This window comes from Pulveribacter sp., from assembly GCF_032079985.1.
GTDB lineage: Bacteria > Pseudomonadota > Gammaproteobacteria > Burkholderiales > Burkholderiaceae_C > Melaminivora.
Genome location: NZ_DAMATK010000002.1, coordinates 65,933 through 80,442 on the forward strand (window position 1 = coordinate 65,933; position 14,510 = coordinate 80,442).

Sequence of the window (14,510 nt, forward strand, 5' to 3'; positions counted from 1 at the left end):
ATGAGCAAACAAATCCGTAACATCGCCATCATTGCCCACGTCGACCATGGCAAGACCACCATGGTGGACCAGCTGCTGCGCCAGTCGGGCACCTTTGCCGCCCACGAGAAAGTCGTGGACACGGTCATGGACAACAACGCCATCGAGCGTGAGCGCGGCATCACCATCCTGGCCAAGAACTGCGCCGCCTCGTGGAAGGGCACGCACATCAACATCCTGGACACGCCCGGCCACGCGGACTTCGGCGGCGAGGTGGAGCGTGCGCTGTCCATGGTGGACGGCGTGGTGCTGCTGATCGACGCGCAGGAAGGCCCCATGCCCCAGACGCGCTTCGTGACCAAGAAGGCCCTGGCCCTGGGCCTCAAGCCCATCGTGGTGGTCAACAAGGTGGACAAGCCTGGCGCCAACCCCGACAAGGTGGTGAACGCCGCCTTCGACCTGTTCGACAAGCTGGGCGCGACCGACGAGCAGCTGGACTTCCCCGTGGTCTACGCCTCCGGCATCAACGGCTGGAGTGCGCTGGAGCAGGGTCAGCCGGGCGAGCAGTGGGGCGAGGACATGTCGGCGCTGTTCGACACCGTCCTCAAGCATGTGCCCGTGGCCGGCGGCGATGCCGGCGCGCCGCTGCAGCTGCAGATCTCGGCGCTGGACTACTCCACTTTCGTGGGCCGCATCGGCGTGGGCCGCATCAACTCGGGCGTGCTGAAGGCCGGCCAGGATGTGCTGGTCATGCACGGCGTGGACGGCGACAGCTACAAGGGCCGCGTCAACCAGATCCACCAGTTTCAGGGCCTGGACCGCGTGCAGGTCAGCGAAGCTGGCCCGGGCGAGATCGTGCTTATCAACGGCATTGAGAACGTGGGCATTGGCGAGACGCTGACCGACCCGGCGAATCCGAATCCGCTGCCCATGCTCAAGATCGACGAGCCGACGCTGACCATGAACTTCGCCGTCAACACCTCGCCGCTGGCCGGTCGCGAAGGCAAGTTCGTCACCAGCCGCCAGATCTGGGACCGGCTGCAAAAGGAGCTGCGCTCCAACGTGGCGCTGCGCGTGAAGGAAACCGACGAGGACGGTGTGTTCGAGGTCGCCGGCCGCGGCGAGCTGCACCTGACCATCTTGCTGGAAGAGATGCGCCGCGAGGGCTATGAGCTGGCCGTCAGCAAGCCGCGCGTGGTCTTCAAGGACATCGATGGCGAACGCTGTGAGCCCATCGAGCTGGTCACCGCCGACATCGAGGAAGGCCACCAGGGCGGCGTGATGCAGGCCCTGGGCGAGCGCAAGGGCGAACTGGTGAACATGGAGCCGGACGGCCGCGGGCGCGTGCGCCTGGAATACCGCATCCCGGCGCGCGGCCTGATCGGCTTTACCAACGAATTCCTGAACCTGACGCGTGGCTCGGGCCTGATCAGCAACATCTTCGACAGCTACGAGCCGCACAAGGGCGACATTGGCGGGCGCAAGAACGGCGTGCTGATCAGCATGGACGATGGCGAGATCTTCACCTATGCCCTGGGCAAGCTGGACGACCGCGGCCGCATGTTCGTCAAGGCCGGCGACCCGGTGTACGAAGGGATGATCGTCGGCGTGCACAACCGCGACAACGACCTGGTGGTGAACGCCACGCGCACCAAGCAGCTGACCAACTTCCGCGTCAGCGGCAAGGAAGACGCCATCAAGATCACGCCGCCCATCGACCTGACGCTGGAGTACGGTGTGGAGTTCATCGAGGACGACGAGCTGGTGGAGATCACGCCCAAGAGCATCCGCCTGCGCAAGCGCCACCTGAAGGAACACGAGCGCAAGCGCGCCAGCCGCGAAAGCGCCTGATGCCGTGGACGGCACGCTGACCGTTCCTCCTGCCACCACGCCCGCCGGCCTCACGCATGGCCGCGCGGTCTGGCTGATGGCTGCCGCCGCGCTCATGTGGTCGATCGCCGGCGTCGTCACGCGCCACCTGGAGCAGGCACGCAGCTTCGAGATCACCTTCTGGCGCAGCTTCTTCATGCTGCTGTCGCTGACCGTGATCCTGCCCGCCCTGCGCGGGCGAGCGGCCTTCGCGCCGGTGCTGCGCGCCAGCGCGCCGCTGTGGCTGTCGGGTGGGTGCTGGAGCGTGATGTTCACCGCCTTCATGGTCGGCATCACCCTCATGCCCGTGGCCAACGTGCTGGTTACCATGGCCGCCGGGCCACTGCTCACCGCCCTGTTGGCGCGGGTGTTCATCGGGCACCGCATTGCGCCGCGCACCTGGTGCGCCATTGCCATGGCGGGCGCCGGCATCGTCTGGATGTACGGAGCCGAGGTTGGCAACCTGTCACCCCTGGGCTTGGCCGTGGCGCTGTGCATTCCGGTGGCCGCCGCCGTCAACTGGACGGTGGTGCAGCGCGCCCAGACGCAGGGCCACGCGGTGGACCTGGTGCCGGCGGTGTTCATCGGCGCGGCGCTGTCGGCGCTGGCCACGCTGCCCTGGGCGCTGCCGTTTGCCGCTTCGGGGCGCGACTTGGCGCTGCTGGCCCTGCTGGGCCTGGTGCAGCTGGCCATCCCCTGCGTGCTGGTGGTTTATTGCGGGCGCGTGCTCAAGGCGCCCGAGATTGCCCTGCTGGGCCTGCTGGAGGTCATTTTCGGCATCCTGCTGACCTGGGTGGGCGCGGGCGAGAAGCCGGCGGCCGCCGTTTTGATGGGCGGCACGCTGGTCATCGCCGCACTGGTTTTCAACGAACTGCTTGGATGGAAGGAGCAACAACAATGACGATGGAGATGAAGAGCGGCGAGATCGTGGCCGAGGTGCGGGGGCAGGTCGGCTGCATCACGCTGAACCGGCCCAAGGCGCTGAACGCGCTGTCGCTGGCCATGGTGCGCGACCTGATGGCTGCGCTGCTGGCCTGGCAGCACGACGACAAGGTGCTGGCCGTGGCCATCCGCGGCAATGGGCGCGAGGGCGCCTTCGGGGCCTTCTGTGCGGGCGGCGACATCCGCTTCCTGCACGCCGCGGGCAGCACGGGCAACCCCGAGCTGGAGGACTTCTTCACCGAGGAATACGCCCTCAACCACCTGATCCACACCTTCGGCAAACCCTACATCGCCTTCATGGACGGCATCGTCATGGGCGGCGGCATGGGCATCAGCGAGGGCGGCAGCCTGCGCATCGTCACCGAGCGCACCAAGATGGCCATGCCCGAGACCATCATCGGCCTGTTCCCCGACGTGGGCGGCGGCTACTTCCTGTCGCGCTGTCCGGGGCGCGTGGGCGAATGGCTGGCCCTGACGGGCGAGACCATCGGCGCAGCGGACGCCATCGCCTTCCAACTGGCCGACGGCCTGCTGCCTGCGGACCAGCAGGTGGGCGTGTGGGAGGCGTTGGGCACCCTGCAGTTCGCCAGCGGCCAAGCCGTGCAGGACTTTGTTGCTTCGAAATTTATAGCTGCTGGCGCAGGCCAGGTAAGCGCTAGAGCCCAAATTGACCAGTATTTTGCATTGCCCGACGCTACTGCCATCGTGCAGGCGCTGGAGGCGGCCGACGGTGAATGGGAGCGCGCCACGGCACAGATGCTGCGCAAGCGCTCGCCGCTGATGCTGCACGTGGTGCTGGAGCAAATCCGCCGCGCCCGCGGCATGGACCTGGCCGATGACCTGCGCATGGAGCGCGACATGGTGCGCCACTGCTTCTACCTGCGCCCGGGCCAAAGCGAGACGGTGGAGGGCATCCGCGCCCTGGCCGTGGACAAGGACCATGCCCCGAAGTGGAACCCCGCGCGCGTCGAAGACGTGCCGGCCGAGCTGGTGCAGGCGTTTTTCCAGAGCCCCTGGCCGGCGCACGCCCACCCGCTGGCGGCGCTGCGCTGACGCGAAAAAAGGCCACGCCGGCTGGCGTGGCCCTTTGCGCGCTACTCGCGCCCCAGGGTCAGGGGCGCACTGTGCGCCAGTTGCCGCCGACGCCTTCGCCGGTCATGTCGCCGGCGCGCGTGTCCTTCACGAAGTAATACAGCGGCTGACCCTTGTACGCCCACTGACGCGTGCCATCGGCGCGCGTAACGATGGTGTAGTCGCCCATGGGCCGGGCGTTGGGCGCCACGGTCAGGGGCGGCCAGTTGGTAGCGCACTGGTCGTTGCAGACCGACATTCCCTGGCTGTCCTTGGCGTAGGTGTAGAGAGTGTTGCCGTTCGGACCAATCAGGCGCCCATCGGCCGCGCGGGTCGGCATGTCGGGCGCCGCGGTGTCCGTCTTATGCGAGAACACACCGTTGGCACAGCCTGCCAGCAGTGCGCTGGCCATCAGCACGGTTGCGAGAGATTTCATGGCACGCTCCTGTGTGAAAACACTGCAGTGTGGAGCGGCCGTACGGTCGAGCGTGTCGGAGAAAAGGCCGTTTTGCTTCGCTCAGCGGTGGCGGCTCTTCATGACGCGCTCCACCTCGCGCTTGCCCTCGCGCTCCTTGATGGTGTCGCGCTTGTCGTGCTCGGCCTTGCCCTTGGCCAGGGCGATCTCGCACTTGGCGCGCCCGTCCTTCCAATACAGCTTGAGCGGCACCAGGGTGTAGCCCTTTTGCTCCACCTTGCCGATCAGGCGGCGGATCTCGTCCTTGTGCATCAGCAGCTTCTTGGTGCGCGCGGCGTCCGGGCTGACGTGGGTGGAGGCGGTCTTGAGCGGGTTGATCTGGCAGCCGATCAAAAACAGCTCGCCTTCCTTGATGACCACATAGCCGTCGGTCAGCTGCGCCTTGCCCTCGCGCAGCGCCTTGACTTCCCAGCCGTGCAGCACCATGCCGGCCTCGTGGCGTTCCTCGAAGAAATAGTTGTAGGCCGCTTTTTTGTTTTCGGCGATGCGGGGCGATGGATCAGGTTTCTTGGCCATGGGTGTCGTAGATGAGGCGCGGACCGGAAGATTCAAACGCCTTCCCTACAATGCTTGTCGTCTCGCGCCGTCGATTTTAGGGGGCGTATCCCAGCACCCAGCCTCCTCATGAAAACCGTCAACAAGTCCGTCCTGATCTGGTACAGCCCCGAAGAAATGTTTGCCTTGGTCACCGACGTGGCGCGCTATCCGCAGTTTCTGCCCTGGTGCGACCACGCCCGCGTGCTGACCGAGCATGAGACCGGCATGACGGCCGAGGTCGGCATCGCCCTCGGGGGAATCAAGAAGTCCTTCGTCACCCGCAACACGCACGAGGCCGGCCGGCGCGTGAAGATGGAGCTGGTCGAAGGCCCGTTCTCTCAACTGGACGGCGACTGGCAGTTCCACCCCGTGGGCGACGGCACGCAGCGCGCCTGCAAGGTCGAGCTGACTCTGCGCTACGGCTTCGACAGCCGCACGCTGGCGGCCCTGGTCGGCCCGGTATTCGACCGCATCGCCGCCACGTTGGTCGACGCCTTCATCAAGCGCGCCGAGCAGGTCTATGGCTGATGCCTCGCTGCGGGTGACCGTGAGCGCATCGCTGCAGCCGGGCCAGGTGCGGGAGTGGGAGCTACGGCTGCCCCCTGGCGCCACCGTGTCCCACGCCCTGGAGGCCGCCGGGCTGCAGCAGGCGGATCTGGTGGCGCTGGCTCTGGGCATCTGGGGTCGCAGCGCTGAGCCGGGCGACGTGCTGCGCGACGGCGACCGTGTGGAATGCTGCCGCGCCCTGACCGTAGACCCCAAGATCGCCCGGCGCCAGCGCTTTGCCAGCCAGGGCGCGCGCGCCGCGGGGCTGTTTGCCCGGCGCCGCCCCGGCGCCAAGCAGGGCTACTGAGACAACCTCTCGCCCACGAAAAAGCCACTGCAGGGCAGTGGCTCGCTGGGGCGGGGCGGCGCGTAGCCAGCGCCGTTTATTTGCAGTCCGATGCCATGATGGCCTGGGCCCGGCGCAGCTCGGCAGCACGCGTGGCCTCGTCCATGAAGCCGCGCTCGCCCTGGGCGTTGACGTGCGCCATCGGTATGCCGGAAGCCAGCGTGGCGCTGGACTGGCGGGCGCGGGCGCAGTTCTCGGCGCGGGCTTTGGCCTGGCGCTCGGCCTGGGCTTTCTCCTCGGCCTGCTTGCGCGCGGCCTCGGCGGCTTCGGCCTTGGCCTTCTTGTCCTCCAGCTGCTGGTCGCGCCCGGCGGAAGGGGCGGAAGCAGCGGCCGCGGCCGGTGCCGCTTCGTCTTGCTGCGCCGTGGTGGATGCGGCGGCCGCGGAAGCCGCAGCGGGCAGTGTGCCGCGCAGCGTGGGCTGCTTCAGGATGTTCTTGTCCGGCACGTCCTGCGGTGGCGGGCGGTCGCTGAAGACCTTGCGGCCGTCCTTGTCCACCCACTGCCACTGCGCCGATGCGCCCAGGGCCCAGGTGCAGGCCAGCGCGAGCAGGAAAAGCTGTTTGCGTTTCATAGCGGGCCAGTGTAGCCGCGCGCTCGGCGGCCAGCCACGGAGCTGTCGCACGGCGGGTACAATCCTTTTTTTGGAGCTTGATCACATGCGCCTACTCGGAAAAGCGCTCACCTTCGACGATGTGTTGCTGGTGCCGGCGTACTCCCAGGTCCTGCCCAAGGACACCTCTCTCGCCACGCGCTTCACGCGCAACATCTCCCTGAACCTGCCCCTGGTGTCCGCCGCCATGGACACCGTGACCGAGGCGCGCCTGGCGATCGCCATCGCGCAGGAGGGAGGCATTGGCGTCATCCACAAGAACATGACGGCCGAGCAGCAGGCCGCCGAAGTCTCCAAGGTCAAGCGCCACGAATCCGGCGTGGTGCATGACCCGGTGGTCATCACGCCCGAGCACACCGTGCTGCAGGTGCTGGAGCTGTCGGAGAACCTGGGCATCTCCGGCTTTCCGGTGTGCGATGGCGGCAAGGTGGTGGGCATCGTCACCAGCCGCGACGTGCGCTTCGAGACGCGCTACGACGTCAAGGTGCGCGAGATCATGACCCCGCGCGAGAAGCTCATCACCGTCAACGAAAAAGACGGCACCACGCCCCAGCAGGCCAAGGCGCTGCTCAACCGCCACAAGCTCGAGCGCCTGCTGGTGGTGAACGACGCCTTCGAACTGAAGGGCCTGATCACCGTCAAGGACATCAACAAGCAGACCATCTTCCCCAACGCCGCGCGCGACGCCGCCGGCAGCCTGCGTGTGGCCGCCGCCGTGGGCGTGGGCCCGGGCACCGAGGAGCGCGTGGACCTGCTGGTCAAGGCAGGCGTCGATGCGCTGGTGGTGGACACCGCGCACGGCCACTCCAAGGGCGTGATCGATCGTGTGCGCTGGGTCAAGCAGAACTACCCGCAGGTCGAGGTGATCGGCGGCAACATCGCCACCGGTGCCGCCGCGCTGGCGCTGGCCGAAGCCGGCGCCGACGCCGTGAAGGTCGGCATCGGCCCGGGCTCCATCTGCACCACGCGCATCGTCGCGGGCGTGGGCGTGCCGCAGATCATGGCCATCGACAGCGTGGCCACGGCCCTCAAGGGCACGGGCGTGCCGCTGATTGCCGATGGCGGCATCCGCTTCTCGGGCGACATCGCCAAAGCCATCGCGGCGGGCGCATCCACAGTGATGATGGGCGGCATGTTCGCCGGCACCGAAGAGGCGCCCGGCGAGGTCATCCTGTACCAGGGCCGCAGCTACAAGAGCTACCGCGGCATGGGCTCCATCGGCGCCATGCAGCAGGGCAGCGCCGACCGCTACTTCCAGGAAGCCACCACCGGCAACCCCAACGCCGACAAGCTGGTGCCCGAGGGCATCGAAGGCCGCGTGCCCTACAAGGGCTCCATGGTCTCCATCGTGTTCCAGATGGCTGGCGGGGTACGCGCGGCCATGGGCTACTGCGGCTGCGCCACCATCGCCGAGATGAACGACAAGGCCGAGTTCGTGGAGATCACCGCTGCCGGCATCCGCGAGTCGCACGTGCACGACGTGCAGATCGTCAAGGAAGCGCCCAACTACCGCGCGGACTGAGCGCAGCGCCAACCACAGGCCCGAAGCCACCCCAGGCCTTCGGGCCTTTGTCTTTCTTTCTCCCTCCCTCCCGGGGACCAGCCACCATGCAACACGACAAGATCCTCATCCTCGACTTTGGCTCGCAGGTCACCCAGCTCATCGCCCGGCGCGTGCGCGAGGCACAGGTGTATTGCGAGGTGCATCCGTGCGACGTGTCCAGCGACTGGGTGCGCCAGTTCGCCGCCGACGGGCGGCTGAAGGGCGTGATCCTGTCGGGCAGCCATGCCAGCGTGTACGAGGTGGACGACCGTGCGCCCGATGCCGTGTTCGAGCTGGGCCTGCCCGTGCTGGGCATCTGCTACGGCATGCAGACCATGGCCACGCAGCTGGGCGGCAAGGTCGAGGGCTCGCACAGCCGCGAGTTCGGCTACGCCGAGGTGCGCGCGCACGGCCACACGGCGCTGCTCAAGGACATCCAGGACTTCGCCACGCCCGAGGGCCACGGCATGCTTAAAGTCTGGATGAGCCACGGCGACAAGGTCACCGAGCTGCCGCCGGGCTTCAAGCTGATGGCCTCCACCGCGTCCTGCCCCATCGCCGGCATGGCCGACGAGGCGCGGCACTACTACGCCGTGCAGTTCCACCCCGAGGTCACGCACACCCCGCAGGGCGCGGCACTGCTGTCGCGCTTCGTGCTGGAGATCTGCGGCGCGCGGGCCGACTGGGTCATGGGCAACTACGTGGACGAGGCCGTGGCGCGCATCCGCGAGCAGGTGGGTGACGAAGAAGTGCTGCTGGGCCTGTCCGGCGGCGTGGACTCCAGCGTGGCGGCGGCCCTGATCCACCGTGCCATCGGCGACCGGCTGACCTGCGTGTTCGTGGACCACGGCCTGCTGCGCCTGCACGAGGGCGACATGGTTATGGACATGATTGCCGGCAAGCTGCACGCCCGCGTCATCCGCGTGGATGCAAGCGAGCTGTTCCTGGGCAAGCTAGCCGGGGTCAGCGAGCCCGAGCAAAAGCGCAAGATCATCGGCGGCCTGTTCGTCGACGTGTTCAAGGCCGAAGCCGAGAAGCTCAAGGCTGCCGGAGGAGGGCACAAGGGCGTCACGTTCCTGGCGCAGGGCACCATTTACCCAGACGTGATCGAGTCCGGCGGCGCCAAGTCCAAGAAGGCCGTGACCATCAAGAGCCACCACAACGTGGGCGGCCTGCCTGAGCAGCTGGGCCTGAAGCTGCTGGAGCCCCTGCGCGACCTGTTCAAGGACGAAGTGCGCGAGCTGGGCCTGGCCCTGGGCCTGCCACGCGAGATGGTCTACCGCCATCCCTTCCCCGGCCCCGGCCTGGGCGTGCGCATCCTGGGCGAGGTGAAGAAGGAATACGCCGACCTGCTGCGCCGCGCCGACGCCATCTTCATCGAAGAGCTGCGGGGGACGGTGGGCCCGGCCACGGGCAAGAGCTGGTACGAGCTGACCAGCCAGGCCTTCACCGTCTTCCTGCCGGTGAAGAGCGTCGGCGTGATGGGCGATGGCCGCACTTATGACTACGTCGTCGCGCTGCGTGCCGTGCAGACCACCGACTTCATGACCGCCGACTGGGCCGAGCTGCCGTACGCGCTGCTCAAGCGCGTGTCCAGCCGCATCATCAACGAGGTGCGCGGCATCAATCGCGTGACCTACGACGTGTCGAGCAAGCCGCCAGCGACCATCGAGTGGGAGTGAACTCCCCCCGCCCGGACGGCGGGCGCAGATAAAACCCTTCTGCCGTGACCCCGACCCGCCTGCGAGATCTGCTCGAAACGCGTCAGGTCTCCGTCTACTTCGCCGCGGTGGCCCTGGCCGGCGTGCTGGCCTGGCGGGTGCCGGCCACGGCGGCGCTGACGCCGGCCATTGACCCGCTGCTGGCCTTCATGCTGTTCGTCACCTTCTTGCAGGTGCCGCTGACGGAGCTGCGCCAGGGTGTGGCGAACGCGCGCTTTCTCGGGGCGCTGCTGGCGGCCAACTTCGTGGCCGTACCGCTGCTGGTGTTCGCCCTCACGCCCTGGCTGCCGGCCGATCCGATGCTGCGCACCGGAGTGCTGCTGGTACTGCTGGCGCCCTGCATCGACTATGTGGTGACGTTCGCGCACCTGGGGCGTGCGGATGCCCGGTCGCTGCTGGCTGCAACGCCGGTGCTGCTGGCAGCGCAGATGCTGCTGCTGCCGGTGTTCCTGGGCGCGTTCCTGGGCGCGTTCCTGGGCGACGAGGCCGCCGGGCTGGTGCGCTGGGGGCCGTTCCTGCAGGCCTTTGTCTGGCTGATCGCCGTGCCGCTGGCGCTGGCGGCGGTGTGCCAGGCGTGGGCGGCGCGATCCCGTCCGGGCATGCGCCTGGCCCGCGCCCTGGGCCTCATGCCCGTGCCGGCCACGGCCGCCGTGCTGTTCGTGGTCGTGGCGGCCGTGGCGCCGCAGCTGGGCCTGGCGCTGGGCGCCGTGCGGGTCGTGGTGCCGGTTTACGTGGCCTTTGCCGTCGCCGCGCCGCTGCTGGGTTGGGCCGTGGCGCGCGCCTGGCGCCTGCCCTCGGGCCAGGGCCGGGCCGTGGCATTTAGCAGCGCCACGCGCAATTCGCTGGTGGTGCTGCCGCTGGGGCTGGCCATTCCGGGTGCCGTGCCCTTGGTCCCCGCCGTGATCGTGGCGCAGACGCTGGTGGAACTGGTTGGCGAACTGGCCTATGTGAAGCTGCTGCCGCGTTTGGGCCCGCGCGCAGAGTAGGCTTGCGGCTTTGGCATGCCGCCCGGTCGGCGGCCACCCCCTCACGAATCAACGGAGAGAAACGCATGAACCCACTACCCACCGCCGCCTGGGGCGCGGCCCTGACGGCGTTGCTGCTGGCAGGCTGCGCCAGCCGCGAGTCGCTCGTGCCGCAGGTGCGCCAGGATGTGGCAGCCGATGGCGCCAAGACCGTGTCCGTCGCACCTGACCGGCTGGCCTGCGAGCGCGGGGCGCGCTGCCCGGTATTGGCTGCGTCCTGGAGCAGCGCCCGGGCGGGCCAGGCGGAGCTGGCTATCGGCCTGCCCGGCGTGCAGTCGCCCGTGACAGGCGCGGACGTGCACATCGGCGGATCGGAAGTGGTGCGCCTGCGCTCCAGCCAGGCCAATGTGCAGGACGGCATGAGCCGCTTCGACGTGCCGCTGCGGCTGGTGGACCGGCTGGCCTATGCCCAGCGCGTCTGGATGCGGGTGTACACCGCCGATGGCGCCGGTGTGGATGAATATGTGAACAGCGGAGAGCAGAGCAGCCGCGCGGCCGAGGCCATGGCGCACTTCCTGGCGGCGGTGCAAAAGGCGGGCGGCGCGGGCGCCGGCGTGGAAGGACCCAGCGGCGGGCTGTTCGACCGGCTGGGCGTGAAGGACAAGCCCTGAGGCCTGGCGTGCCCGCGGTCAGTGGGCGATCGCTATAGAAGATATAGCTGCCTGCGCTGATCCAGCAGAGCTTTGAGGCAGAAAAATGCCTGAAAACGACGAACTGTAAGCGCCAGCAGCTATTCTTTTGAGAGCGGCTGGGCAGTCAGCCGCAGATGCTGCGCCAGCGTGGCGGCCGACAGCTCGCCGCTGCGCACCGCCACCAGCGCGCCGCGGGCGTCGTAGAACAGCGTGGTCGGCAGCGCCCGGTGGCCCAGCAGGGCGCCCAACTGCGAGGACTGGTCCAGCACCACATCGGCCTGCGGTAGCTGCTGGGCGGCGGCAAAGCCGACGACGGTCTCGGGCGCCTCGCCCTGGTTGACCCATAGAAAGCGCACTTCCGGGTTGTCGGCCCGCGCGCGCAGCAGCACCGGCATCTCGCGCCGGCACGGCGGGCACCAGCTGGCCCACAGGTTGATGACCACCGGCCGGCCCTGCAGCGCGGGCAGCTGCACCGTGCGTGCATCCAGCGCCACGCCTTGCCAGGCGGGCAGGGCGGTCGGCGCGGCCGGCTGTGCCAGCTGCAGCGCGCCGGAGCCGGCCAGCCACAGGCCGGCGCCCACGGTGGCGGCCAGCGCCACGGGTCGGCGCCAGGGATTGCGGCGCAGCCACAAGGCCAGCACGTACAGCGCTCCGGCCAGCAATCCCCAGCCGGCGGACCAGCCGCCGTCGCGGATGTCCAGCGCCGTCCACGGCGCGCCGGCGTATTCGCGCCCGTACTGCAGCACGAAGCCCAGGCGTGCGGCGGCCAGTGCCAGCAGCGCCAGCACCCAGGCGTGCGGGCCCGGCGGCAGGCCGGCGCGGCGCGCGCTGCGGTCGTGCAGCGTGCTGGCGATCAGCCAGGCGGCCAGCACGATGACGCCGGCCCAGGGCAGGACCAGGGGCCCGAGGACGAGCATGGGAGAAGAAAGCATGGTGTGAAGGTCGGTCTCGCGCCGTCAGCCGGGCGTCATGGCGTGGGGTGCTGGCGCAGCGGCCAGCGCAGGCGCGCCTGCAGGCCGGGTTGGGCAGGCGCCAGCTGCAGGCTGCCGTCGCCGCTTTCCGCGATGCGCCGCGCGATGGTCAGACCCAGGCCGCTGCCGGTGCTGCTGCTGGCACCTTTGCGCCAAAAGCGCCGCGTGGCCTGCGCGCACTCGTCCTCGGTCAGGCCGGGACCGTGGTCGCGCACGGTGATTTCGACGAAGCCCGGCACATCGCCGCCGTTGCCGGGCAACAAGGCCAGCGCGCACTCCACCGGCGCGTCGCCGGCGTGGTGGCGCAGGGCGTTGTCCAGCAGGTTGCCGATGGCGCTGGCCAGCAGCGCGGCGGGCACGGCGATGCTGGCGCGCTGCCAGGAGGGGTCCTGCGCGGGCGGCTGGCAGTGCACTTGAACGGCCGGGGCGGTGCCGCGCTCGTGCAGCGCGCGCTGGCGCGACTGCTGCACGGCCCGCTCCAGCGCCTGGGCGATGGCCGCGGCGGGCGTGCTGTGCTCGCCTTCGGGCCCGGCGGCGCCCTCCACGCGGGCCAGCTGCAGCAGCTGCTCCAGCGTGCCGTGCATGTGGGCGATGCCCTGCAGCGCGGCGTCCAGGGCCTCGTGGGCCACGGCATCGCGACCGGGCGTGGCCAGCGCCAGCTGCGCCACCTGCACCTGGGTCTTGATGGCGGTCAGAGGCGTGCGCAGCTCGTGCGCGGCGTCGGCCGTCCAGCGGCGTTCGTGCTCGATGGCGCTGCGAGCGCGCGCTAGCAGTGCGTTCAGACTGTCCACCAGGGGCCGCAGCTCGCGCACGTCCTGGCCGGCGCGCACCGGCTCGGTGGCCTGGGGCTGGCGCTGGCGCAGCTCCTGCTGCAGCCGCGCCAGTGGGCCCAGGCCGCGCGTGACCAACAGCCACACCAACAACCACACGCCGGCCAGCGCCACGGTGAAGGTCAGCACCAGCGAGCGCATAGCGGACTGCGTCAGCTGCGCACGCAGGTCCAGCCGGTCGGAGGTGGCCACGCGCAGCTCGCCGTCCTGCAGCACGTAGGTGCGCCAGGCCTTGCCGCCCTTGGTGATGGTGCCAAAGCCCGGCGCGCCCAGCGTGGAATGCGCTGGTGCGTCGCCGGTGCGGGCGATCGGCAGCACTTCGACCTCGCTGCGCACCAGGCTGACCTCGCAGGCCACGCCGTCGCGCGCGATGACGGACTGGAGCTGCTGCTGCAATTGCGGCTGCTGCTGCGTGGTGGTGTCGACCAGCGGCGCGGCCGGCGCGGGCGCGGGCTGGAACTGGTGCACGATGCTGGCCACCATGTGCGCCGAGGCCACCAGGCGCTCGTCCAGCATGGCCTCCAGCTCGCCCTGCAGCACGCCCACGCGCCACCAGCCCACCGCTGCCCACAGCGCGCCAGTCGCCAGCGCCAGGGCAAGCACCAGACGGTGGCGCAGGCTCTTCATGCGCGGGGCGTGGCCCTCGCTGCGGCTGCCGTTGGGGGCGTTGTCGGTCATGGGGCGCTCGGCCCGTGGCGCACGCCCAGGCGAAAGCCCTGGCCGCGCACGGTGTCGATGATGTCCGCGCCCAGCTTGCGGCGCAGGTGGTGCACGTGCACGTTGACGGTGTTGCTGCCCACGTCTTCGTCCAGCCCGTACAGGCGGTCGTGCAGCTGCGCGGTGCTGAGCACGCGCCCGTCGGCCTGCACCAGCGCGGCCAGCAGCGCCCATTCGCGCCGGGGCAGGTCCACCGGTTCGCCGTGCAGGTACACGGCGGCGCCGGCCAGGTCGATCTCGCAGTCGGGGCCCAGCGGCACCCGGTCGCTGGCGCGCCCGCCGGCGCGGCGCACCAGGGCCTGCAGGCGCAGGGCCAGCTCGGGCAGGTCGAAAGGCTTGGTCAGGTAGTCGTCCGTGCCTTGCTCGAAGCCGGCGATCTTGTCCTGCAGCGTGCCCCGCGCCGTGAGGATGAGCACCGGCAGGGCCAGGCCGGCGGCGCGCCAGCGGCGCAGCAGGGTCATGCCGTCGCCATCGGGCAGGCCCAGGTCGAGCACGCAGGCGTCGTAGGCGCGGGCGTCCATGTGGGCCTGGGCGGCGGCGGCGGTGGGGGCGACGTCGGCCTGCATGCCGTGCAGCAGCAGGCCGGCGCGGATGCCGCTGGCGACGAGCGGGTTGTCCTCGACGATCAGGAGGTGCATGGGGAGATCATGCCCTTGGTTCTTTGCCGGGCAGGCGCCAACAGCCATCAAAAAAGCA

General features: G+C 69.4%; 15 protein-coding genes. 9 read left to right on the forward strand and 6 right to left on the reverse strand.

The features are described 5' to 3' along the window. The 3 genes from typA to RT282_RS06570 all read left to right on the forward strand — a co-directional run bounded on the left by typA (position 1) and on the right by RT282_RS06570 (position 3,843). Positions 1-1,830: a translational GTPase TypA gene (gene typA, locus RT282_RS06560; protein ID WP_312758705.1), complete on the forward strand. Its 1,830-nt coding sequence runs from the start codon at positions 1-3 to the stop codon at positions 1,828-1,830. Positions 1,831-1,906: 76 nt separating this feature from the next. After that, a complete protein-coding gene (locus RT282_RS06565) occupies positions 1,907-2,749 on the forward strand; it encodes a DMT family transporter (protein ID WP_313313976.1) in 843 nt (280 codons plus the stop codon). A gap of 2 nt (positions 2,750-2,751) precedes the next feature. Continuing rightward, entirely contained in the window at positions 2,752-3,843 is a 1,092-nt protein-coding gene (locus tag RT282_RS06570; RefSeq protein WP_313313978.1) for an enoyl-CoA hydratase/isomerase family protein, read from the forward strand. 58 nt (positions 3,844-3,901) lie between these two features. On the opposite strand, the gene RT282_RS06575 is transcribed toward RT282_RS06570, so the two are convergent. Continuing rightward, complete coding sequence (locus RT282_RS06575; protein ID WP_312305769.1) at positions 3,902-4,297, reverse strand: ATP-binding protein; 396 nt, start codon at positions 4,295-4,297, stop codon at positions 3,902-3,904. Positions 4,298-4,378: 81 nt separating this feature from the next. Next, a complete protein-coding gene (gene smpB / locus RT282_RS06580) occupies positions 4,379-4,852 on the reverse strand; it encodes an SsrA-binding protein SmpB (RefSeq protein ID WP_312305772.1) in 474 nt (157 codons plus the stop codon). Between the two features lie 108 nt (positions 4,853-4,960). On the opposite strand from smpB, the gene RT282_RS06585 reads away from it, so the two are divergent. After that, the gene (locus RT282_RS06585; RefSeq protein WP_312760278.1) at positions 4,961-5,401 is read left to right on the forward strand and encodes a type II toxin-antitoxin system RatA family toxin; all 441 of its coding nucleotides are present in this window, start codon (positions 4,961-4,963) and stop codon (positions 5,399-5,401) included. Then, positions 5,394-5,726 carry an RnfH family protein gene (locus tag RT282_RS06590; RefSeq protein ID WP_313312757.1) on the forward strand — a complete coding sequence of 111 codons (333 nt, stop codon included), beginning with the start codon at positions 5,394-5,396 and terminating at the stop codon, positions 5,724-5,726. Before RT282_RS06585 ends, RT282_RS06590 begins: the two co-directional genes overlap by 8 nt. Before the next feature lie 76 nt (positions 5,727-5,802). Here the strand turns inward: RT282_RS06590 and RT282_RS06595 are convergent, their stop codons facing one another. Next, the gene (locus tag RT282_RS06595) at positions 5,803-6,336 is read right to left on the reverse strand and encodes a DUF4124 domain-containing protein (RefSeq protein WP_313312758.1); all 534 of its coding nucleotides are present in this window, start codon (positions 6,334-6,336) and stop codon (positions 5,803-5,805) included. Positions 6,337-6,421: 85 nt separating this feature from the next. Here RT282_RS06595 and guaB point away from each other — a divergent pair, with 85 nt between their 5' ends. The 4 genes from guaB (at position 6,422) to RT282_RS06615 (ending at position 11,275) form a co-directional block, all read left to right on the forward strand. Then, on the forward strand, positions 6,422-7,897 hold the full coding sequence (gene guaB / locus RT282_RS06600) for an IMP dehydrogenase (RefSeq protein ID WP_313312759.1): 1,476 nt from the start codon (positions 6,422-6,424) through the stop codon (positions 7,895-7,897). A gap of 86 nt (positions 7,898-7,983) precedes the next feature. Beyond that, positions 7,984-9,600: a glutamine-hydrolyzing GMP synthase gene (gene guaA, locus RT282_RS06605; protein ID WP_313312760.1), complete on the forward strand. Its 1,617-nt coding sequence runs from the start codon at positions 7,984-7,986 to the stop codon at positions 9,598-9,600. Between the two features lie 44 nt (positions 9,601-9,644). Then, positions 9,645-10,625, forward strand: coding sequence for an arsenic resistance protein (locus RT282_RS06610; RefSeq protein ID WP_313312761.1), 981 nt, complete (start codon positions 9,645-9,647; stop codon positions 10,623-10,625). Positions 10,626-10,690: 65 nt separating this feature from the next. After that, the gene (locus RT282_RS06615) at positions 10,691-11,275 is read left to right on the forward strand and encodes a hypothetical protein (protein ID WP_312759400.1); all 585 of its coding nucleotides are present in this window, start codon (positions 10,691-10,693) and stop codon (positions 11,273-11,275) included. A gap of 119 nt (positions 11,276-11,394) precedes the next feature. On the opposite strand, the gene RT282_RS06620 is transcribed toward RT282_RS06615, so the two are convergent. The 3 genes from RT282_RS06620 to RT282_RS06630 are packed head-to-tail and all read right to left on the reverse strand — an operon-like array spanning position 11,395 to position 14,452. Next, a complete protein-coding gene (locus tag RT282_RS06620; RefSeq protein WP_313312763.1) occupies positions 11,395-12,228 on the reverse strand; it encodes a TlpA disulfide reductase family protein in 834 nt (277 codons plus the stop codon). 35 nt (positions 12,229-12,263) lie between these two features. Then, positions 12,264-13,775, reverse strand: a complete 1,512-nt coding sequence (locus RT282_RS06625) for an ATP-binding protein (RefSeq protein ID WP_313312765.1) — start codon at positions 13,773-13,775, stop codon at positions 12,264-12,266. Continuing rightward, positions 13,772-14,452 (reverse strand): response regulator transcription factor, encoded by a 681-nt coding sequence (locus tag RT282_RS06630; RefSeq protein WP_313312766.1) that lies wholly within the window; start codon positions 14,450-14,452, stop codon positions 13,772-13,774. Before RT282_RS06630 ends, RT282_RS06625 begins: the two co-directional genes overlap by 4 nt. Positions 14,453-14,510 lie beyond the last annotated feature (58 nt).

What these genes read in the sequence shown, in the direction of transcription:
- guaB (WP_313312759.1), top strand. Translation starts at nt 6,422, where the DNA reads ATGCGCCTACTCGGAAAAGCGCTCACCTTCGACGATGTGTTGCTGGTG.
- RT282_RS06620 (WP_313312763.1), bottom strand. Translation starts at nt 12,228, where the DNA reads ATGCTTTCTTCTCCCATGCTCGTCCTCGGGCCCCTGGTCCTGCCCTGG.
- smpB (WP_312305772.1), bottom strand. Translation starts at nt 4,852, where the DNA reads ATGGCCAAGAAACCTGATCCATCGCCCCGCATCGCCGAAAACAAAAAA.
- RT282_RS06590 (WP_313312757.1), top strand. Translation starts at nt 5,394, where the DNA reads ATGGCTGATGCCTCGCTGCGGGTGACCGTGAGCGCATCGCTGCAGCCG.
- RT282_RS06565 (WP_313313976.1), top strand. Translation starts at nt 1,907, where the DNA reads ATGGCTGCCGCCGCGCTCATGTGGTCGATCGCCGGCGTCGTCACGCGC.
- RT282_RS06595 (WP_313312758.1), bottom strand. Translation starts at nt 6,336, where the DNA reads ATGAAACGCAAACAGCTTTTCCTGCTCGCGCTGGCCTGCACCTGGGCC.
- guaA (WP_313312760.1), top strand. Translation starts at nt 7,984, where the DNA reads ATGCAACACGACAAGATCCTCATCCTCGACTTTGGCTCGCAGGTCACC.
- RT282_RS06575 (WP_312305769.1), bottom strand. Translation starts at nt 4,297, where the DNA reads ATGAAATCTCTCGCAACCGTGCTGATGGCCAGCGCACTGCTGGCAGGC.
- RT282_RS06625 (WP_313312765.1), bottom strand. Translation starts at nt 13,775, where the DNA reads ATGACCGACAACGCCCCCAACGGCAGCCGCAGCGAGGGCCACGCCCCG.
- RT282_RS06615 (WP_312759400.1), top strand. Translation starts at nt 10,691, where the DNA reads ATGAACCCACTACCCACCGCCGCCTGGGGCGCGGCCCTGACGGCGTTG.
- RT282_RS06570 (WP_313313978.1), top strand. Translation starts at nt 2,752, where the DNA reads ATGGAGATGAAGAGCGGCGAGATCGTGGCCGAGGTGCGGGGGCAGGTC.
- RT282_RS06585 (WP_312760278.1), top strand. Translation starts at nt 4,961, where the DNA reads ATGAAAACCGTCAACAAGTCCGTCCTGATCTGGTACAGCCCCGAAGAA.
- RT282_RS06630 (WP_313312766.1), bottom strand. Translation starts at nt 14,452, where the DNA reads ATGCACCTCCTGATCGTCGAGGACAACCCGCTCGTCGCCAGCGGCATC.
- typA (WP_312758705.1), top strand. Translation starts at nt 1, where the DNA reads ATGAGCAAACAAATCCGTAACATCGCCATCATTGCCCACGTCGACCAT.